At 43.3% G+C, this 20,163-nt stretch carries 18 protein-coding genes; 7 read left to right on the top strand and 11 right to left on the bottom strand.

Going from position 1 to position 20,163, the window contains the following annotated elements; translation table 11 throughout:
• Window positions 1–13 precede the first annotated feature (13 nt).
• The 7 genes from nrdE to BSI_RS12140 all read right to left on the bottom strand — a co-directional run bounded on the left by nrdE (window position 14) and on the right by BSI_RS12140 (window position 5,199).
• Window positions 14–2,116 carry a class 1b ribonucleoside-diphosphate reductase subunit alpha gene (gene nrdE / locus BSI_RS12170; protein WP_003238357.1) on the bottom strand — a complete coding sequence of 701 codons (2,103 nt, stop codon included), beginning with the start codon at window positions 2,114–2,116 and terminating at the stop codon, window positions 14–16.
• The gene (nrdI, locus tag BSI_RS12165) at window positions 2,076–2,468 is read right to left on the bottom strand and encodes a class Ib ribonucleoside-diphosphate reductase assembly flavoprotein NrdI (RefSeq protein ID WP_003221104.1); all 393 of its coding nucleotides are present in this window, start codon (window positions 2,466–2,468) and stop codon (window positions 2,076–2,078) included. The genes nrdE and nrdI overlap by 41 nt, the downstream gene beginning before the upstream one ends.
• A 243-nt stretch (window positions 2,469–2,711) precedes the next feature.
• On the bottom strand, window positions 2,712–2,942 hold the full coding sequence (locus BSI_RS12160) for a hypothetical protein (RefSeq protein ID WP_003238362.1): 231 nt from the start codon (window positions 2,940–2,942) through the stop codon (window positions 2,712–2,714).
• 81 nt (window positions 2,943–3,023) lie between these two features.
• On the bottom strand, window positions 3,024–3,296 hold the full coding sequence (locus tag BSI_RS12155) for a YmzC family protein (RefSeq protein ID WP_003238363.1): 273 nt from the start codon (window positions 3,294–3,296) through the stop codon (window positions 3,024–3,026).
• A 184-nt stretch (window positions 3,297–3,480) separates the two neighbouring features.
• Window positions 3,481–3,702, bottom strand: coding sequence for an RNA chaperone Hfq (hfq, locus tag BSI_RS12150; protein WP_003221097.1), 222 nt, complete (start codon window positions 3,700–3,702; stop codon window positions 3,481–3,483).
• 39 nt (window positions 3,703–3,741) lie between these two features.
• Window positions 3,742–4,686, bottom strand: coding sequence for a tRNA (adenosine(37)-N6)-dimethylallyltransferase MiaA (miaA, locus tag BSI_RS12145; protein ID WP_003238364.1), 945 nt, complete (start codon window positions 4,684–4,686; stop codon window positions 3,742–3,744).
• A 99-nt stretch (window positions 4,687–4,785) separates the two neighbouring features.
• Window positions 4,786–5,199, bottom strand: a complete 414-nt coding sequence (locus BSI_RS12140) for a YmaF family protein (RefSeq protein ID WP_080010801.1) — start codon at window positions 5,197–5,199, stop codon at window positions 4,786–4,788.
• Window positions 5,200–5,288: 89 nt separating this feature from the next.
• On the opposite strand from BSI_RS12140, the gene ymaG reads away from it, so the two are divergent.
• The 3 genes from ymaG (at window position 5,289) to ebrB (ending at window position 6,347) form a co-directional block, all read left to right on the top strand.
• Complete coding sequence (gene ymaG, locus BSI_RS12135) at window positions 5,289–5,522, top strand: inner spore coat protein YmaG (protein ID WP_003238366.1); 234 nt, start codon at window positions 5,289–5,291, stop codon at window positions 5,520–5,522.
• 141 nt (window positions 5,523–5,663) lie between these two features.
• Window positions 5,664–5,981: a multidrug efflux SMR transporter subunit EbrA gene (ebrA, locus tag BSI_RS12130; RefSeq protein WP_032732040.1), complete on the top strand. Its 318-nt coding sequence runs from the start codon at window positions 5,664–5,666 to the stop codon at window positions 5,979–5,981.
• Between the two features lie 12 nt (window positions 5,982–5,993).
• Window positions 5,994–6,347, top strand: coding sequence for a multidrug efflux SMR transporter subunit EbrB (ebrB, locus tag BSI_RS12125; RefSeq protein ID WP_003238368.1), 354 nt, complete (start codon window positions 5,994–5,996; stop codon window positions 6,345–6,347).
• A 12-nt stretch (window positions 6,348–6,359) separates the two neighbouring features.
• Here ebrB and BSI_RS12120 read toward each other — a convergent pair whose 3' ends face one another.
• From BSI_RS12120 to BSI_RS23065, 3 genes are all read right to left on the bottom strand, one after another.
• Window positions 6,360–6,812, bottom strand: a complete 453-nt coding sequence (locus BSI_RS12120; protein WP_003238369.1) for an OsmC family protein — start codon at window positions 6,810–6,812, stop codon at window positions 6,360–6,362.
• 74 nt (window positions 6,813–6,886) lie between these two features.
• The gene (locus BSI_RS12115) at window positions 6,887–7,594 is read right to left on the bottom strand and encodes a poly-gamma-glutamate hydrolase family protein (protein WP_003238370.1); all 708 of its coding nucleotides are present in this window, start codon (window positions 7,592–7,594) and stop codon (window positions 6,887–6,889) included.
• A 285-nt stretch (window positions 7,595–7,879) separates the two neighbouring features.
• Complete coding sequence (locus tag BSI_RS23065) at window positions 7,880–8,113, bottom strand: hypothetical protein (protein WP_003238371.1); 234 nt, start codon at window positions 8,111–8,113, stop codon at window positions 7,880–7,882.
• Between the two features lie 224 nt (window positions 8,114–8,337).
• Here BSI_RS23065 and aprX point away from each other — a divergent pair, with 224 nt between their 5' ends.
• From aprX to BSI_RS12090, 4 genes are all read left to right on the top strand, one after another.
• Complete coding sequence (gene aprX, locus BSI_RS12105) at window positions 8,338–9,666, top strand: serine protease AprX (RefSeq protein ID WP_003238372.1); 1,329 nt, start codon at window positions 8,338–8,340, stop codon at window positions 9,664–9,666.
• A gap of 111 nt (window positions 9,667–9,777) precedes the next feature.
• Window positions 9,778–10,602: an MBL fold metallo-hydrolase gene (locus BSI_RS12100; protein WP_003238374.1), complete on the top strand. Its 825-nt coding sequence runs from the start codon at window positions 9,778–9,780 to the stop codon at window positions 10,600–10,602.
• A gap of 78 nt (window positions 10,603–10,680) precedes the next feature.
• Window positions 10,681–11,037: a protein YmzB gene (ymzB, locus tag BSI_RS12095; RefSeq protein ID WP_003238377.1), complete on the top strand. Its 357-nt coding sequence runs from the start codon at window positions 10,681–10,683 to the stop codon at window positions 11,035–11,037.
• Window positions 11,038–11,270: 233 nt separating this feature from the next.
• A complete protein-coding gene (locus BSI_RS12090; protein ID WP_003238379.1) occupies window positions 11,271–12,488 on the top strand; it encodes a cytochrome P450 family protein in 1,218 nt (405 codons plus the stop codon).
• A gap of 42 nt (window positions 12,489–12,530) precedes the next feature.
• Here BSI_RS12090 and BSI_RS12085 read toward each other — a convergent pair whose 3' ends face one another.
• On the bottom strand, window positions 12,531–20,150 hold the full coding sequence (locus BSI_RS12085; protein ID WP_003238381.1) for a beta-ketoacyl synthase N-terminal-like domain-containing protein: 7,620 nt from the start codon (window positions 20,148–20,150) through the stop codon (window positions 12,531–12,533).
• Window positions 20,151–20,163: the final 13 nt, after the last annotated feature.

The raw sequence follows: 20,163 nt of genomic DNA on the forward strand, positions 1-20,163 counted from the left end.
AACTCTCCTTTAATCAAACAACACAAGAAAGGCAGCTGTCTTGCCCAGTATCTTTCGTTCTTGCATAGTAAATGGTTTTAATTCCTCTGTGATGTGCATACAGATCGATTCGGTTTAAATCACGAGTCGTCATTGTGTCTTTTAAGAACAATGTGAAGCTGATTCCCTGATCAATGTGCTGCTGGATAGTCGCGATCATATCTACAACCTTGAACATGTCCATATCGTAGGCTTCTTTATAGAAGAACCAGTTATTAGATGCAAGCCCAGGCATTGGGTAGTACGTTTTTGAGTTGCCGTATGTTCTTTCTTCAATTCGTTCCATAATTGGCATAACAGACGCCGTGCTTGATTGAACGTATGAGATAGAGCCTGTCGGCGCAATGCATAATCTATAGCTGTGATACATGCCGTGTTCAGCCACAAATGCTTTTAGCTTTTCCCAGTCCTCTTTCGTTGGGATATGCATGCCTTCAAACAGGTTGGCGATTTTTTCGTATTTCGGTGAGAAATCAGTTGAAACGTATTTGTCGAAGTATTCACCTGTCGCATAGGTTGATCCTTCATATTGATCAAAGGTTTCACCCTTCTCTTTTGCGATTTCCGCAGAACGCTGGATGGAGTAGAAGTTCACCATCATAAAGAACGTGTTTGCAAAGTCCCGCGCTTCCGGACTTTCATACGCAATGCCGTTTTGCGCAAGGTAGCCGTGAAGGTTCATAGCGCCGAGACCGATTGATTTCATCGCTTTGTTTGCCCGTCTTACAGCAGGCGCATTGCGGATATCAGTCGTTTCAGACACGTGTGTTAAAGAGTCTGTTGCAAGCTTAACTGTCTTTTCGATTGATTTGTGCTCCATGACGTTGAGAATGTTAAGCGAACCCAGGTTGCAGGAAATATCCAAACCGATTTCATCTTCTTCATCATAGTCTGTGTATGAAGAAACCTGAGATGCCTGCAGCACTTCAGAGCAAAGGTTAGAAAATTTCACCTTGGAAATATGGTTATTCGCATGCACTTTATTCACGTTATCTTGGAACATGATGTATGGATAGCCTGATTCAGAACGAAGCATCGCCAGTTTTTCAAGCAATTTCCGCGGGTTGATTTTTTCCTTTTTCACCCGAGGGTTGTCGACAAATTTGTCGTACATTTCGTTCATGTCCATCTCATCCATGTGCTGGCCGTACTCTTTATAAATCGTGTGCGGATAAAATACGTAAGCCGCTTTGTCCTCACGCGCAAGCTCAACGAACTTATCCGGAATGACAACACCGATAGAAAGCGTTTTGACGCGCACATCTTCATCGGCAGAAATCTTTTTCGTATCGAGAAAATCATTGATATCGCGGTGGAAAATGTTTAAGTACGCCGCGCCAGATCCCTGTCTTTGTCCCATTTGGTCAGCGTAACGGAACGCGTTATCAAGAAGCTTCATGACGCCTACAACGCCTTTTGTGGCATTTTCAACATCTTTAATGGCTTCACCTTTCGCGCGAAGCTTGGACAGGTTAAGAGAAACCCCGCCGCCCAGTTTAGAAAGCTGCATGGAAATATCGATCGCTCTTGAAATATCGTTTAATGAATCATTGACTTCGAGCAAGAAGCAGCTCACCAGTTCACCGCGGCGTTTTCTGCCGGCGTTCAAAAATGTCGGTGTGCTCGGCTGGTATTCCTGATTGATCATCAGGCGCACATATTCTTTTGCTTTCTCAGTGTCGCCGTTTGCGAAGAACAGCGCGACAATTGAGATCCGGTCCTCATAACGCTCGAGGATTTTTTTCTTGTCATTCGTTTTCAAAGCATAGTCATTATAGAATTTAAACGCACTCATGAAGGAAGGAAAACGAAACTTCTTAGCGTAAGCTGTCTTAAACACTGCTTTAATGTCTTCAAAAGAATAAAGGCTTAAGAATTCCTCTTCGTAGTATTGGTTTTCAATCAAATAATCCAGCTTCTCTTTTAAATCGTGAAAGAAAACTGTGTTTTGATTGATATAATCTACAAAATAGCTATGTACAGCCTCTTTATCCTTATCAAACTGGAATTTTCCATCTTTTTGGATCATAATTTCGTTATTTAACTGGATCCATTTTGGCACTTGATTTTGTGACAACTCTTTCTACCTCCTGAGTAAACAATTCAACGTCTTTAGATGTGCCGCTGAGTTCAAATTTGTGCAAGATCGGCACCTGATATTGTCTTGAAATGGTATCGGCGCTTTTTGCAAAGTTATCGCCCCATACTTTATTGCCGCTCGCAGCGACTCCTAATAACAGATGGGCGTATTTTTCGAGAAATGATTGTGTTGATGCCGGTACCTGACCGAAGTTTGTCGTGTAGGTGACCAAAACAAACGGAGTGTCCAGGTGGTCAATTTCGTCCACCTTGCGTATCTGCTGAAAGCCTATTTTGTTCACAAACCGCTGAACATTCCCTGTTTTTGAATCAAATATGATTTGTACCACGTTTTATCACGACCTATCAAAAAATATGAATCTCTCATCACTAACACTATATATAGTATACTACCCTCTAGCAAAAACACAATATATAGATTTGTTTTTATGAAAAATTCATATTTTGATCAAATCAGGCAAATGGGCAGACTCATTAGGGCCCAAAAAAGAGAGCAGAACGAGAGTGATCTCTCGTCCTACTCGGGGTGTCGTTTTTAAGCCGATGTATATCATAACATGAAAAAAAACTGCTTAGTAGTCTAGATTTTTTTTTCTTAAGCTATCACAGCATTTTTCGCTCTCTACTGTTTCTTCTATTTCAACATCCGCACCGATCTCTTCTAAAACCGCCTTCAAAGCGCTGATGATTGACGCTTCTCTGATTAATTCTTTTCCGTTCACAATGATGCTTGTTCCGTATTCATAGCAAGAATCATCTTCACAAATTTCTTCCCAATGATTCACGATCACTTTATGCTTCATTTTTTCACCCTCTGTTTGATCTGTGTCTGTATTTAGTTTAGCGGGTAGCATCCTCTTTGTAAAATCGGATGCTTGTGAATTTTATTCAAGCTCATCATCCGCGTATTCTTTCTTCAGCTTTACCTCATTGCGGGACTCATTATACTCATAAATTTTGATATAGCCGTCCTCCAAAACGCCAAAATGATTATGCTCAAGCGGGAACGAGGTTGGCTGAGGCGTATCATCATCTGAATTGCCGCTGTCTGTTTTAATGATGGTTTCTTGGTTCCCGCACGCCCCGAACAGCAAAAATACAGCTATCCACACAAGCACAATCCTGATTCGTCTCAGTTCTGCTTCACTTTCAAACAAGATCGCGTCACTCCCAGATTCAGATTTTTACATGATATTCGTTATAGCCTTACATATGTTGATCTCATAAAAAAAGACCGTGCCTTGGCATGGTCAGCTTACAGAACAACTTGGTTCATTTTAAAAATGGCTGCCGAGATTCCCCCGACAGCCTCCCCATGCGTTGACATGGTATTTTTGTAATCTATTCGAGTTCAAGCTGGACGTTTTTTTGCGGCGCAAACGTTGAGATCGCATGTTTATATATAAGCTGCTGCTTCCCTTCCGATTCCAGCAATACGGTAAAGTTATCAAAGCCTTTCACTTGGCCACGCAACTGAAAGCCATTCAGCAAAAAAACAGTGACATACGTATTTTCTTTCCGGATTTGATTCAAAAACTGATCCTGAATATTAATCGGTTTCATGTTTCGTCCTCCTTGATTCTCTATATCATACAGTTTCGATTAAAGTTCGAGTTTTCCTGCTATATGTGTGAAAATTTCCTTTTTTTTCAGCTCCATATCAACGGGCGGTGTCATATCGAACCAGGTAACCTGCATTTTGTTGCGGAACCACGTTAGCTGGCGTTTCGCATACCGTCTTGAGTTCTGCTTTAGCTGATCGACAGCATCAGAAAGTGTCACAAAACCGTCAAAATATGCATATAGCTCCTTATAGCCTATCGCCTGTATCGACTGACAGTCTCTCACATTCCGGTCGTAGAGGCGTTTCACTTCCGGAAGAAGACCTGCCTCCATCATCATATCGACCCGCTGATTAATTCTAGCGTAAAGCGTGTCTCTGTCCATTGTCAGTCCGATTAACACTGCATTGTACAAGAGTTCTCGTTTTTGCTCCTTCAAATGCTGAGACATCGTTTTTCCAGACGTGTGTAAAATTTCCAGCGCACGAATGACTCTTCTTGTATTATTCGGATGAATCACAGCTGCTGCCTCAGGATCTGCCGCAGCAAGTTTGGCATGAAGAAAGTCAGCGCCTTCCCGCTCCGCAGCTATTTGCATGCTCTGTCGAAACGCAGGATCGTTTGCCTCTTCCGTAAATGTATAATCGTACAGCACAGATTGTATATAAAGCCCTGTACCGCCGACAATCATCGGAAGCTTTCCTCTTTTGGCAATCTCGCTGATTTTGTTTCTCACTAAGCCTTGATAATCGGCGGTGGAGAAGGAATCTTGGGGATCTAAAATGTCAATCAGATGATGGGGCACTCCCTCCATCTCCTGTTCGGTGATTTTAGCTGTTCCAATATCCATCCCTTTATAAACCTGCATCGAATCTCCGCTGATAATTTCCGCGTTCAAGGATTTAGCTAGCTGAATACTTAAATTTGTTTTCCCCACTGCCGTCGGTCCGACTAAAATGACAACGGGCTGCTTCGTATTATTCAATATGTATCACTCTCTTTTATAAATCTCCCCCCATTATAGCATTCATCATGTACAACCACCTATCCATTTTGCCCTTTTTTTGCACCGGTAAACATCCTGCTACCAGCCGAGCGGCTCATTGCCGACGATTTCTCTCGTCCTTCCTTTCAGGGCATGCCGATGCGTTTTTCTTCCGTCATCTTTCGGATCATACACAACGCCTCCGTACCGGATCTCAATCGGTTCATTATAGGCCAGATACGTCGTTTCTTCGATTTCGTGATAATGAGTGCCGTCTGCTAAGGGAATTGCAGGGCCCGAGATTCCGTAATACCGGTGGAAATGACCGCTTTCAAAAGACGTAATCCCAGTAAAGTAGTGTGTATGCTGATCGGTATTCGATCCATTAGCCGGCTGAGTAAATCCTTCAATGAGATGATAATGTCCCTGCTCTTTGGTTGTTTTGACATGATAAGCATGTGCGTGAGGCGGCGCTTTTGACCAGTCAGACGGATACAGGCCCAATGTGATCACATCCCTTCTTTTTCATCAAACGCCCAATCAAATCTGGGTAGGCTGAATACACTGCATCATCTACAATTTATTACAGGAGGAAAGAAAAAATGAACGAGATAGAGAATTTCACTGCTGAAGATACAAGAATATTTGGAAGACCTTTTGGGTTTGGAAGACCTGGATTTGGCTACGGGTTTGGATTTGGCCGTCCATTCGGATTTTACGGGGGACCTTTTTTCGGCGGCCTTGTAGGCGGGCTTGTAGGAAGCGCTTTATTTAATCCTTATTTCTATGGCGGATATCCCTATTATCCGTTTCCTCCATATCCTTATTACTATTAAACACAACAGACCTCTTAAAAAAGGGGTCTTTTTTATGTCAGTGAAAATGAATCTCTTGACTCATACTTAGGCATACACTAATATTTTTCTAGCTGAGATTTTTATGACCTAAAAACATATTTGAAGTGAGGAGAATTTACAATGTTAATAGGATACATATTCCTCACGATTGCCATATGCTCGGAATCGATAGGAGCGGCCATGCTGAAAGTGTCTAACGGCTTCAAAAAATGGAAGCCAAGCGCCTTGGTCGTGATTGGCTATTCCCTCGCCTTTTACATGCTGTCGCTCACCTTAAACCATATCCCCCTGAGTCTCTCATATGCGACATGGAGCGGTGTGGGCACGGTGCTGACGGCAGTGATCGGAGTGAAATGGTTCAAGGAAGAACTGAACGTGAAAGGACTAATTGGAATCCTTTTATTAATTTCAGGGGTTGTGTTACTTAACTGGCAGTAAGGAGTGATGATCATGAAAGGATTTCTTTATTTGGCTCTTGCCATTGTATCTGAGGTTTTCGGGAGCACGATGCTGAAGCTTTCAGAAGGATTTACACAAGCCTGGCCCATTATCGGAGTCATTGCCGGGTTTCTTTCTGCTTTTACCTTTCTAAGCTTTTCTTTAAAAACAATTGACTTATCAAGCGCGTATGCGACATGGTCGGGCGTTGGAACGGCGCTCACAGCCATTGTCGGATTTTTGCTTTTTGGAGAAACCATCAGTTTAAAGGGAGTGTTCGGGCTCACGCTTGTCATTGTAGGCGTCGTCGTGTTAAATCAGTCAAAAGCCCCTGCTAAAGAAAAAAAACAGACGGTCTGTGAGTGACCGTCTGTTTTTTTATTCACCAGCCCGTTTTACAGTGGCCTCAAGCTGCAGCTCGACATTTCCTTGAACTGCGCGTGAAATCATGCATGACGACTCCGCCTTTTCACAAAGCTTGTGCGACAATGCAATGTCTTCTTGTGAAGCATCATGTTTGAGCACGACGGAGGGACGGTGAATGATCTTTTTGTATGTAAAGACTCCTTTTGTGACGTCGACAATACCTTCTGACTCCATCTGCAAGTCTTCTTTTTCCAGCCCGCTTCTTTCCATCATTGCAGCAAGTGTAATAATGTAACAGGTCGCTGCCGCCCCGAGAAGCATTTCATCTGGGTTGGTTCCCTCTCCCGGTCCATCCATTTCTTTAGGAATAGAAATAGATGTGATGAGGTTTCCGCTTTCGATCGTACCGACGTCATTGCGGTTTCCCGGCCAGTTCGCTTTTAAATAAAAATGATGATCTGCCATCGTATGTTTTGCCTCCTTTTATGATCCTATTTCAGTCTACTGATCTTCTCTTATTTTGTCTTCAGATCTGCTTGTTACGAATACTCTTTTTCAAGGACACTTTTGATCGCACGAACATAAGCATAAAATTCACTGTTCTTTGTGTATTTCCTATTTTTATAATAAAAATCATCGAAAAATGCTTCTCTCTGTTCGCGGCTGATTTCCAACTGGATACTCAGCCCTGTTTCCCCTTGGTTGTTAATGTTTTCGGCACTCAATCCAGCGAGACCGCTTTTAGACGACGCTAGCTCAGCTGAAAATCCTCTTCTCTCAAGGGCTCTTACGATCATTTTCGCCCGCTTTCGGTCTGTGCCTCCAACAAGTGTATTCTTGTTCTCCCCTTTATATCCGTGAAAAGCCACAACATATTGGTGCTCCTTGATTTTCTTTGCAGCCAATGGCTCATCAAAGTTGGTGCTTGTAATGTGCAGCGTTTGGTTATCGTGTGACTTCAGCCCTTCAAACAGGTATGTAGAGTATTCATTATTGAAATACCGCACAAGCTCGCTTACTCCGCCTTCAATTCTTCCGCCGTGCGGAGACATAATTAAGACTTTGCTTCCCTTTTTTTCATTATAAGAAATATCATAATCGGCTGGGCTCTCATTCTCTGCCAAGCTGCTGAAATTTGAATATGTATCTGGCTGATCAGATGGTTCAGGTTCTAATGAGTAATGAACATATCTTAGGAATAAGACAATGGCTAAGACTAATATGACATTTAGTATAAATCTTCTCATGTTTAACTCCTTTCATAAGAATGGCACGGTTCATTATATGAGGTTTAGCCAATAGGTTTTATCTTACCATTGTATACACTATATCATCAGTGAAAAAGTTCCCGGTTTCAAAAAATCAATTGATTGTCACAGTTAATAGCGGTTCATTTCAAATATGAGTGAAAAAAGATTGAGAGGAAAGGCAAAAAAGGTAGGAACAACCTCACTTGGTAATTAAATGTATAGAGGTTTAAGGAGGGTTTTTCCAATTTACGGGCTGCCCGGTATACAGAAACGGACAGCCTGTTATCGTCCTGCAAAATAGAAATTTTGCTTATTTGTTCTCACAAAGTCACAGGAGAGAATAGAGTCTAACAAAAACGTTCTGATCTGTTGTTTCGAAAAACAAAAAGCTTTGATTTGCGTTTTGCTTTTCTGTCTTACAATAATCGTTCTTTTGCTTATCGTTCCGTCTTTCTTCATATATATAATGCTGATTGGCATTTGGCTTTCCAAAGACCGATGTAAGAAGAAATTCATCCAGCTGCACCCTTCCTGCCTGTTTAATATGACAATATTATAATACGAACAAACGTTCTTTTTCAATGTCCAATGATTGCCACGACTTATGAATCTTTCGTATCTGATTCGAAAGGTTCATAAAAACCAACTCATGTCTGCCTCTTATAAAGGACAAACAAACTTACCAAACCTATCATCTGTTCATAGAGTATACAGAGAACCTTATAATAGGAGGAAAATACATGTTTGGGTACTCTATGGTACAAATGGTGAGAGCAAATGCTCATAAGCTAGATTGGCCGTTACGGGAAAGCGTCTTGCAGCTTTACAAGCCCTTCAAATGGACTCCTTGCTTCTTGCATCAATTTTTCGAAACCAAATTGAAAAACAGAAAAAAAATGTCAGTCATTATTGAATTTGAGGAAGGCTGTCACGAGACCGGCTTCCAAACGGCTGGACAGGTGCTGCAAAAAGAAAAACGCAGCAAGCTAAAAAGCCGCTTCAACAAAATCAATTGCTGCAGCGCGGAGGTTACCCCTTCAGCGTTACATTCTCTTCTTTCTGAATGCGGCGATATCCGCAAAGTGTATTTAAACCGAGAAGTCAAAGCGCTTCTAGACAAGGCAACTGAAGCAAGCCACGCGAAGGAAGTCGTTAGAAACGGGCAAACCCTGACAGGAAAAGGCGTTACCGTCGCTGTTGTCGATACAGGAATCTACCCGCACCCTGATTTAGAAGGCAGGATTGTCGGATTCGCGGACATGGTCAATCAAAAAACCGAGCCTTATGATGATAATGGTCACGGCACACACTGTGCAGGTGATGTTGCAAGCAGCGGCGCGTCCTCGTCCGGCCAATACCGCGGACCTGCACCGGAAGCCAACCTAATCGGTGTGAAGGTGTTAAACAAGCAAGGTTCAGGAACGTTAGCGGATATTATTGAAGGTGTAGAGTGGTGTATTCAATACAATGAGGACAACCCGAATGAACCGATTGATATTATCAGTATGTCGCTCGGGGGCGATGCGCTTCGATATGATAATGAACTGGAAGACCCGTTAGTCAGAGCGGTTGAAGAAGCGTGGAACGCGGGGATTGTCGTCTGTGTCGCTGCCGGAAACTCAGGGCCTGATCCACAAACGATTGCAAGTCCGGGCGTGAGCGAAAAGGTGATTACAGTAGGTGCGCTTGACGATAACAATACCGCAAGCAGCGATGATGATACAGTCGCTTCCTTCTCAAGCCGCGGGCCGACAGTATACGGGAAAGAAAAGCCTGATATATTAGCGCCCGGTGTTAATATTATTTCCCTTCGCTCTCCGAATTCTTATATCGATAAGCTTCAAAAGTCAAGCCGTGTAGGATCTCAGTATTTTTCAATGTCAGGAACATCGATGGCAACGCCCATCTGTGCAGGAATTGCAGCTTTAATCCTTCAGCAAAATCCTGACCTTACACCTGATGAAGTGAAAGATCTGTTAAAAAATGGGACAGACAAATGGAAAGATGAAGATCCGAATGTTTACGGAGCGGGCGCTGTAAACGCAGAAAATTCCGTTCCCGGCCAATAGACAGCATCATAAAGCCGGCAAATCTCTCTCAGCAGAGTTGCCGGTTTTATGTTTTGAATTTTCATAATAATGGGATAAAATAATAGAAAATGGATGAAGGAAGTGGGTAAAATGCCATATTATATCTGCAACACATGCGGTGTACAACATGCGCATACTGTAAATCCGCCTAACTCATGTCTGATTTGCGATGAAGAAAGGCAGTATATTCATCCTGATGGACAATCTTGGACAACCCTTGAAGACATGCGTGAAAAAGGAAACCTTCAAAACATCCTCAAAAAGGAAGAAGAACATCTCTACAGCATCAAAACTGAACCAGAGTTTGCGATCGGACAGACAGCATTTCTTATCCAGCATAAGGGCTTCAATGTGCTGTGGGATTGCATTTCATATCTTGACCAAAAGACAATTAACCAAATTAACGAATTAGGCGGTATCCAAGCCATCGCTTTGTCTCATCCGCATTATTACTCTGCTCAGGTTGAGTGGGCTGAAGCGTTTCAGGCCCCGATCTATATCCATGAGGATGACAAAGAATGGGTGGCAAGGCCGAGCAATCACATTCATTTCTGGTCAGGTGAAACTCTCAAGATGAAGCCGGGACTGGACCTCTACCGCCTGGGCGGACATTTTAAAGGCGGTGCTGTTCTCCATTGGAGCAAAGGCAATGAAGGGAAAGGCTGTCTATTGACCGGGGATATCATTACGGTTGCGGCGGATCGGAACTGGGTCAGCTTTATGTACAGCTATCCAAATCTCATTCCCCTTCCCGCCTCCAAAGTTGAAGAAATAGCAGCCAAAATGAAACCGCTTCAATTCAACCGGCTTTACAACGCTTTTTCTAAAGTTGTCAGAGAAAATGCCGGCGAAGCCGTCCAGCGTTCTGCCGTACGTTATATCAAGGCTCTGAACAGCGAATTGTTTCATACATAAGGGGTGAGGCGGTTCTTATGCGTGTAAAAGATGCAGCAATTGGGAATAGTATCGTGTAGATCAAAAGGAGGAATATTGATGGCATACACGAATACACAGCTATCTCAATGGCTGGAATCCAAAGTCGGCCAGACGCTTGATATTAGAAAAGGCGAATTGAACCATGATGAAGAGGTTTCAGATTTGGATCAGATTGTTCTCCACCTTCAAAAAGTGGGTATAAGAAGCACGAATCATCCTGATGACTATGTTGCAAAAGAAGAACTTGTTTTAGAAGGCGAAGGAACAACTTATACTGAGGATGGGGACGTACCGCTTCCGCAAAATGCCTATGAGATTCCTTTATTAGGTGATATTCATATTCACCAAGAAAACGAAGGATTGAAGGTTGTAACAGATCGTGCAGTATACACAATTGATGTTCAGCACAGCTGACAGTCACTTTCATAAAAATCATACAGCTTAGCGCCTTTGAGCTTTCATTCAAAGGCGCTGCTTTACATGGAACCACTTTTTCATTGTTTTCGTTCTTCACCCTATTGAATGCCGCCTAAAATAGATATATAGTTTTAGAGACAGGATTAAGTTTCAAACAATTCCGTTTTTTACTACAACTTGTTTAACAGAATGAAATCATCTATTTACCCTATTAGGCGAGGAGAATGCACATGGAAAAATTGATGTTTCATCCGCACGGAAAAGAATTTCATCACGATCCTTTTTCAGTTTTGGGCCGATTTAGAGAAGAAGATCCCATTCACCGATTTGAATTAAAACGGTTCGGCGGCACATATCCGGCTTGGTTAATCACCCGTTACGATGATTGTATGGCCTTTCTAAAAGATAATCGAATTACAAGAGATGTTAAAAACGTGATGAGCCAAGAACAAATCAAAATGCTCAACGTCAGCGAGGATATCGATTTCGTATCCGATCATATGCTGGCAAAAGACACACCTGACCATACCCGCTTGAAATCACTTGTTCATCAAGCATTTACTCCACGCACCATTGAAAATCTGCGTGGCAGCATCGAACAAATTTCTGAACAGCTTTTAGATGAAATGGAAAAAGAAAACAAAACGGATATCATGAAATCCTTCGCATCCCCTTTGCCTTTTATTGTTATATCTGAATTGATGGGAATTCCTAAAGTGGATCGGGCACAGTTTCAAATCTGGACCAATGCGATGGTTGATACCTCTGAAGGTAATAGAGAGCTGACAAATCAAGCCCTTCGTGAATTCAAAGACTATATCGCCAAGCTGATCCATGACAGAAGGATACAGCCAAAAGACGATTTAATCAGTAAACTTGTGCATGCTGAAGAAAACGGCAGCAAGTTAAGCGAAAAAGAGCTTTATTCGATGCTGTTCTTGCTGGTCGTAGCGGGTCTTGAAACGACCGTTAACTTACTCGGATCAGGCACCCTTGCATTGCTTCAGCACAAAGAGGAATGTGAGAAGCTGAAGCAGCATCCTGAAATGATTGCTACTGCGGTTGAAGAATTGCTGCGCTACACCTCGCCTGTCGTGATGATGGCAAATCGGTGGGCCATCGAGGACTTTACATACAAGGGGCATTTAATCAAAAAAGGAGACATGATCTTTATAGGCATTGGATCTGCCAATCGCGATCCAAACTTTTTTGAGAACCCTGAAATTTTAAATATCAAACGGTCGCCGAACAGACATATTTCTTTTGGCTTTGGCATTCATTTCTGCTTAGGAGCGCCGCTTGCCAGGCTGGAAGGCCACGTTGCATTCAACGCACTACTAAAGAGATTTCCGGATATTGAGCTCGCGGCAGCGCCTGATGAAATCCAATGGAGAAAAAATGTCTTTTTAAGAGGGTTAGAAAGTCTCCCTGTCTCACTTTCAAAATAACATATTCAAAAAGCCCCCTTCAAAAGGGGGCTTTTGTGTTTCTCAGTGCTTCACCAATTCATCTTCCTTTTCTTCTCTTGCTTCATGTTTTTTCCGGAAAGCCTTAAGAAAATTCGCGTTCACTACTCCCTTGTTTGAATAGAGCTTTTCGCAAAATTCTAACATGGCTCTGGACGCTTTTGGTTCCGTTAATATCATGAAGTGGTTGCTTGAATCGACATCTATCAGATTGAACTGGGGAATTTGACGCTCCCATTCCTCCCAGTAGGCAGCTTGATCGAACGGTGCTTTTTCATTTGATAAAGTGAAATAAATGTCTAAATCACCAAAGAAAGACCTGCTTTTGTTGCGGAAGTAATAACATTTTACCGCCTCAGGATCAGGCAGAGGCTGTACAGTGTACGCTTCAAAATCATAGGCACGCTGTGTTTTCATCATTTGCTGAGTCTGCGCACGTATTTGCTTCTCCGGTTTGTTTAATCCCCGTTTCTTTGCCAAATCGATCAGCTCAGACAGGAATTCTTCATCCTCTGTGCTTGATTCTACCTCTTCACGGCTGATGAGAACGTCAGTAAGCTTATCCGGCTTCGCAATCGATGCCAGCATTGTATTGATTGTTTGCAGCATTGACGTTTTCATAGAAGCCTCATGCTCTTTCGTCTCAGAACTGTATGGAGAGTCAATCATCACCATGCTTTTGACAGTGAGGCCTTGGCTTTGGAGCTGGCGTGTGACTTCATATGCAATCATTCCGCCTAAGGAATATCCGCCTACATCGTAAGGGCCTTCCGGCTGTATGGCTCGAATGATCTCTATATAATAGGAAGCCATTTGTTCAATTCCATGCAAAGGAGCATGTTGAGTCATAAATCCCCTTGCTTGAATGCCATAAAAAGGTCGCTGACTTTTTTGTGCAAATTGCTGATAGATTTCAACGCCTCCTACTCCTCCATGAAACCAAAATACAGGGCGCCCCCGCTTGCCGTCATTTAACGGTATCAATTCCGGAAATGTACGAGTGTGCTCGTTTTGTATGGATGAATCCTCCCGTTTCTTTGCGATCAAATCCGTCATATCCTGCACGGTTTGGCATGCTTGCAGCTCCGGCAAGGTGATGAAAGGATCAACTTCTGATTGCAATTGCTGTAATAACTGTATGCAAGAAATCGAATCAAATCCGTAATGCTGCAATGGCTTATGTGGATGCAGTTCTTCTGGAGCCATCCCTAATACATCAGCTAACATGTGATGATCGCTGATGTTGATATGCTCATCGTGTGATACAGAGAGCGTATTCTCTACTGCTTGAAAGCTATTCCAGCAGTTTCTCTTTTCAAATGGATAGGTCGGCAACGGTATTCTTCGTGCACCTTTTCCTTGATAAAGCTGCTCCCACGGGATTTGCACCCCTTTTGTCCAGCAAAATGCAATCTTTTCAAGGTTGTTTTCAGACAACAGTGTCTCTATTACCATTTCTCTTAATGGACCATCAAGCAAAGTTTCGATATCTGATGAGCCCTCTTCTGCATTTCCGCTAAAGACGGGTACAGACCTTTTCGGCTTTTCGCCTTTTTCCGCAGCTGTTAACCAGTCTTGCAAGCCGATTACGAGTTCTTTTTTACTGCGGACGACCAGCGCCAGCCGTTCACCCATCTCCTCTCGCCCGGTTTGAAGTGTATAAGCATAATGTTGGAATGACAGTTCTTGTTGTTTGTTCACATAATCTAGCTGCTGTTGAACAACGGCTTTTAGCCTGTCCTGGCTCTTTGCAGAAAGGACGATCATGTATGCTTCATTCTCATTCATATTAGCCGGTACTGTTGGTGAAGGAATATATTCTTCTAAAATGACGTGCGCATTTACGCCTCCAAAGCTATAGCTGTTGATACTCGCTCTGCGCGGGATTTTACTGCCAGCGCCATCCTTTATATCCTCCCACTGCTGGTTCTCTGCAGTCATTCGGAAACGGGTGCCCTTCATTGACACCTGATCATTCAAAGAAGAGAATCCGGATATGCCTGGTATTGTTTGATGCTTCATCGCCATGCTGACTTTCATGAGAGCAGCCATGCCGGAGACCAGTTCACCGTGTCCGATGCTTGGCTTTAAGCTGCTGATATAACATGGCGCTTCCTCCTGTACTTCTTGTGGAAGTTCCAATTCAAGCTGGCTTAATCCTGAAGTTAACGCACCCATTTCTATCGCATCTGCCAATGGAGAAGCGATCCCATGCGCTTCTATATATGTTACCGTTTTGGGATCGATTTGCGCTCCTTGATAAGCCTTAAACATTGCATCCTTCATACCAACCGGATTTGGCGCGTGAAGTGACATTCCCCTGCCGCCATGCGATACACCTGTACCTTTAATAACCGAATAAATATGATCAGAATCATCTATGGCTTTTTGCAAAGGTTTAATGATGAGAACCCCTGCTCCTTCGCTTCTGACAAAGCCATTCGCATCTGCTTGAAAGGATTTGGCCTGTCCTTCCGCACTCAAATATCCCATTGAGTCGAAACCAATGAAGCCTTTTGGTGAAAGCAGCAAATTCACAGCCCCGACAATGGCTTGCTCACATTCGCCGTTTCGGATGGATTGTATGGCTCTGTGCAAAGCCACAAGAGCTGATGAGCAGGCAGCTTCGTAATATTCGCTTGGCCCTTTTACATCCAGTGCATAGGAGATACGGTTTGGAATTAAGGAAGGAATCACAGCTGTATCCGTATTGCCGGCTGCGACGAACACTCCTGTCGGACGGCCGGATAAGGCCTGTCCTGTTAAGCCTGCGTCTTCCATCGCCTTCCATGCATGTATCAAGAGCAGAAACTCCTGCGGATCCATATGTGCCGCTTCTTTAGGTGATATGCCAAAAAACAGCGGATCAAACTCACCTATTCCTTCAATAAATCCGCCCCATTGAAGACTTGATGGTCCCTCTTTATCAGCTGAGGCAAATTTACGCCAGTCCCAGCGTTCTTTTGGCACTTCAGAGATACAGTTCCTTCCGTGAATGATATTATCCCAAAATTCCGTTACACTGTTTGCTTTCGGAAACTGTCCCGACATGCCAATAATCGCCATACCGTCGGCCATAAGTTCGGTTGATTTATCCGTCTTCATCTCATAAGCCGGTATTTGTTTCATTTGGTTTTCGATTTGAGCTGAGCGTTCCTGCTGCTGATTAACTTCACCAAACATTTGAACAAATGATGATTCATGTTTGTCCACAAAAAAATCGGTCAGCTCTTGAACAGTCGGATATTCAAAAAACAAAGTCGGATTTAATTCGATCTTTGTCTCTGATTCCATCTCCCTTGTTAATGCAACCAATTGAGAAGAATCGATCCCTAAATCCATAATATGAGCTTTTGAAAGAGACAGTTTTGACGGGTCGGCCATGTTTACTGCCAGTTTATCTGTTACATAGCTTCTGATACGATCTTTTAAACCGCCGTTCTGATTTTCATTGCTGAATTGATTTGAAACACGCAGTTGTTTTAACGAGTACCCCGAATAGTGCAGCATCGTTTCTGACGATTCATTGATCACATCTACATCGAACAGCAGCATGTCACCTGTATTCTTAACCAATGTAATCAGAAGCCAGCAATCCTCTTGTATCGTATGGTTTGTAAATTGAATATCATTGATTCCAAATGGCAGGAAACTGCCCTCAATGTCGAATTGCTCTAAGAAGCTGAGGATAGCCAAGTAGGCGCTGTTTGTCATCAATGGGCTTACAGTGTAATGATGCCCGTTTGCCAGACCGCTTTGAGGCAGGCGAATTTTTGCCAGTATCGACTTATTATCTCTGTAAAGATGAGTAATCGTCTTAAATAGCTCACCCCACTCAGGCCCGTTTCCGGTTTTATACATCTGATCGATGTGATGAAGCTCGGTTAATGAATGCTTTAAGCTCTCGATATTGACTTTTTTTGGATCAAAAGAACTTCTTCCGCATTGTCCGATTGCGGCGGGCTTCCATATATCAGAGGCCATCTCGCGATACATGATTTGTAATTCTATGACATGATCCTTTTGAAACGGCTTTGCCTGCAGTTCAATGGTCTCGCCTTGTTTGATGACAATTGGATTGATATAGCTTAATTTGCTGATACGGCCGCTGTTTTCCTCAGGAAACAAATTAAAAAATGCATCAATGGCCAGACTGCTGTATGTTGCACCGACAAGCACCCGTTCATTGTTGAAGACGTGGCCTTGCACATAAGGCTCATCATATGTGAATTGATCTTTGACCGAATGATTGATATTGCTTTCGACAGCCGATGTTTTTCCATCACCTGCAGGAACATCGAAATGAAATGCTGTATGATGATCAAATGCATAGTGAGGCAGATGAACCCAGCCGGATCGGTTCCCTTGAGCAGCTTCTTTAAAATCAATGGATGCCCCTGCTGCCCATTGCTCTGCTGCACTTGTTTTTCTTTCCTTATGGGCTGATTCCGCGCATGGCTGTAAATCGAATGATGTATAAATACCTTGCTGGAGTGAACTTTCTTTTGATGTTTGGAACACCTTTAGTTTTTCAATCAGTTCCTGAGTCGATGTTACTGTAAATGCAGCCCTATGCTCTAAATCGTGGTTTCTCCTGTGTAAAGCCTGTACAATTGGTTCAATATCCAGAGCATCTTCCTTCTCTAAAAACAATTGCATGTGTTCAAGATAGCTGAGCAGGCTCCATTTTGTTTTTGCTGAAAAAACGGCTGTAAATTCCTCCTGGCGGGTAGCGATGTGTTTCTCAGGGGCCCTCTCCATATATTCTTCTATAATGAGATTGGCATAGGCTCCCCCCGCTCCGAAGGAATTGATCATGCTTCTGCGAGGCAATTTCTTTCCGGTTTCAGGATCATTCAAGCGATGCCATGGCTCCGTTTGTTCCTGAAGATAAAAAGCCGTGTTTTCCAGTTGAATATTTGGATTGACAGGTGTTGCGTTGATTGTCGGCACCAGCGTGCCCTTCTTCATCTGCAGCAGCACTTTTGTCAGCTGAGAGATGCCGGAAGCCGCCTCCAAATGCCCCAGGTTGGATTTGACAGAGCCAATCGCACAAAACTGTTTCTTATTTGTGTATTGCTGAAACGCATTTGTCAGGGCAATCACTTCAATGGGATCACCCAGCGCTGAACCATTTGCCGCTGATTCAATATAGCCGATAGTCTCCGGATCAATGCCCGACTGCTGAATCGACTTGGCAATTAATTTTGCTTGCTGCTTCGGGTCTGGAGCTGTATACATCTGTCTTCCGCCGCTATGGTTGGCAAAGCTGCTTTTGATCACAGCATAAATATGATCCTGATCCTCAATTGCCTTCGAAAGCGGTTTTAACAGGACAGCTCCAACACCTTCCCCGGGAATAAGCCCGGTTCCTGTGCCAAAACTTTTGCTATGGTTTCCGCTTTCCAGCAAATTGGCTCGCTCCAAAGAATCATACTTTGAGAGATCGAGTGTTAAATTGACCCCTCCTGCAATTGCCATAGAGCAGCTTTTCAATTTCAGACTTTCACAGGCAAGATGAATGGCGTTTAATGAACTGGAGCATGCTGAGCTCACAGCAATACTCGGCCCGGTCAGGTTGAAAAAATGGGAAACGCGGTTTGCGATATGCCAGTCTCCCCCATTTGAGCTGAGGACTGCCTGCTCTAATGATGGTATATTCCAAAAATACTGGTTATACATATTCCCAATAAAAACGCCCACTCCGGTGTCTCCATCCCGCAGTTCATCCAGCCTGGTTCGGGTATAGCCGCCATCCTCAAATGTTTCCCAGACGGTTTCTAAAAATAAGCGGAGTTCCGGCGTCATTTCCATTACTCGGCTTTGCTCCACCTCAAAAAGCTGATGGTCAAACGATTCTATGTCTTGTAAAAAACCGCCATAACGCTTCTGATCTGCCGGCTGTATTGAATCTTTTGATAATGTTTTCAATAACGATGTGCGCCATCTGGATTCCGGAGCCTCTGTAATACAATTGTCTCCAGCGATTAAATGCGCCCATAGCTCTTCTAAGCTATCAGACATCGGATAGCGTCCGCTGACCCCGATAATTGCGATATCTTCTATACTAGGATCATTCGTCTGCACCACTTGGAAATGGCTTGTCTTTTCCTTTTTCAACTCGTTATTTGATGCTTGTTGAGTTTCTTTGACCTGCTGCTCTTCGGCAAAGCGGCGCGTGTTAAAAGTAAACGGCTTATTAGGAGCTGTACGCTCTGTTTGAAGAGGCGCTTCATTTTTTGCAGGCTGTTTCGTTTCTTTTAACAATGTTGTCCGGAGCTTGCTTTCGTGTTCCTTAACTAAATAATCGACGAGTTCTTTCGTGTTGTTATGTTCAAATAAAATGGTTTTTGGAAGATCCCCCGTCACTTTTTCTAATTCACGAATGAAATTGACCTGCAAAATCGAATCGATTCCATACTTTTCGAATGTCGTATCTTCGTGAATACGCTCTGGTGATAGTTTTATTGATTTTGCCAGCGTATGCTTCACAAATTGTGCCGTTTGTTCAATGAGAGAAGCATTTTCTTGTGAATGATCTTTTTCAGCATCTATTTGTAAATGGCCTGTATCTTCTTCTGTCTCAGTTTTCTTCTTTTGACGGACGACTCCGTTACTTTCAGCAGCAATGATCTGCTGGCCGAGCTGATGTGATTGTTCAGCCATAAAGGATACATAGCGATATCCCTCACTCTCAAGCACCATCTTCCAAGTGTCCGGATACAGACCCGGGCAGCCCGGTATACGGAGGTCAGGATCCTCATACAGCCACCAGCCCTCTAAAAGGCCGAACGTCAAATGCGAATATATATTATGATCACTTATTTCATTTAATAGGAGCAGCCCGTTCTTTTTCAAAACTGCTTTTGCATTTCGCAATGTCTGCCGGATATTTTTCGTCGCATGAAGTACATTCGCTGCAATGACCACGTCATAGCTCCCCGGATCAATATGCTGTTCAGATGCCGGCTCCTCCACATTAAATCGTTTATATGTCAAATACGGATTGTCCGGACCGTACTTATTTTCTGCATGCATTAAAAATGCTTTAGACAGATCTGTATAGCAATATTCTTTTATATGTGTCTGCCATGCTTTCAATTTTTGAAAAACAGCCGCGCTTGTACCACCGGTCCCGGCTCCGATTTCTAATATTCGAATCTTCGCCTCAGGCTCTTGCTTCAGACGTTCTTGCAGGTAGGCCGCTAACGTGTCCGCCAGCACATCATTAAAATAGTCTGCGACTTGATTGTTTTTATAGACCCCTTCTACTAAATCCATAGATGAATTCGGAAACAGGATATCGGTGGCAGACGCCTTGCCGGTCAGAATATCCGGCAAGGCTTTCAGTGCTGTCTCCACCAATGTCACCATGGCTTTCATATTATTGTCTTGAAGCAGGTCAGATTTTTGTTCATTCCATTCTTTCCACAGCTCACTCATGGTGCCTATTGAGCGTGTTGGAACATGTCCGTTCTGCGTTCGCTTGAGAAATTGATGCCGTTCTAAAATCGATTGGCTTTCTTCAAACCATCTGCCATAGAAATTCTCCAATACCGGCTGGGATTTACTTTCTGTGAAAAACCCTATGGACTGTAATTGTGCGAAAAGCATTTTACAGAGAATGTCTTCTGTGTTCAGCATTGGCGCTTCCCCT

This window comes from Bacillus inaquosorum KCTC 13429 (assembly GCF_000332645.1).
In the GTDB taxonomy this organism is placed as follows: Bacteria; Bacillota; Bacilli; order Bacillales; family Bacillaceae; genus Bacillus; species Bacillus inaquosorum.

What these genes read in the sequence shown, in the direction of transcription:
- BSI_RS12100 (WP_003238374.1), top strand. Translation starts at nt 9,778, where the DNA reads ATGCCATATTATATCTGCAACACATGCGGTGTACAACATGCGCATACT.
- BSI_RS12115 (WP_003238370.1), bottom strand. Translation starts at nt 7,594, where the DNA reads ATGAGAAGATTTATACTAAATGTCATATTAGTCTTAGCCATTGTCTTA.
- BSI_RS12160 (WP_003238362.1), bottom strand. Translation starts at nt 2,942, where the DNA reads ATGAAGCATAAAGTGATCGTGAATCATTGGGAAGAAATTTGTGAAGAT.
- BSI_RS12090 (WP_003238379.1), top strand. Translation starts at nt 11,271, where the DNA reads ATGGAAAAATTGATGTTTCATCCGCACGGAAAAGAATTTCATCACGAT.
- BSI_RS12120 (WP_003238369.1), bottom strand. Translation starts at nt 6,812, where the DNA reads ATGGCAGATCATCATTTTTATTTAAAAGCGAACTGGCCGGGAAACCGC.
- hfq (WP_003221097.1), bottom strand. Translation starts at nt 3,702, where the DNA reads ATGAAACCGATTAATATTCAGGATCAGTTTTTGAATCAAATCCGGAAA.
- aprX (WP_003238372.1), top strand. Translation starts at nt 8,338, where the DNA reads ATGTTTGGGTACTCTATGGTACAAATGGTGAGAGCAAATGCTCATAAG.
- ebrA (WP_032732040.1), top strand. Translation starts at nt 5,664, where the DNA reads ATGTTAATAGGATACATATTCCTCACGATTGCCATATGCTCGGAATCG.
- BSI_RS23065 (WP_003238371.1), bottom strand. Translation starts at nt 8,113, where the DNA reads ATGAATTTCTTCTTACATCGGTCTTTGGAAAGCCAAATGCCAATCAGC.
- BSI_RS12085 (WP_003238381.1), bottom strand. Translation starts at nt 20,150, where the DNA reads ATGCTGAACACAGAAGACATTCTCTGTAAAATGCTTTTCGCACAATTA.
- ebrB (WP_003238368.1), top strand. Translation starts at nt 5,994, where the DNA reads ATGAAAGGATTTCTTTATTTGGCTCTTGCCATTGTATCTGAGGTTTTC.
- ymaG (WP_003238366.1), top strand. Translation starts at nt 5,289, where the DNA reads ATGAACGAGATAGAGAATTTCACTGCTGAAGATACAAGAATATTTGGA.
- ymzB (WP_003238377.1), top strand. Translation starts at nt 10,681, where the DNA reads ATGGCATACACGAATACACAGCTATCTCAATGGCTGGAATCCAAAGTC.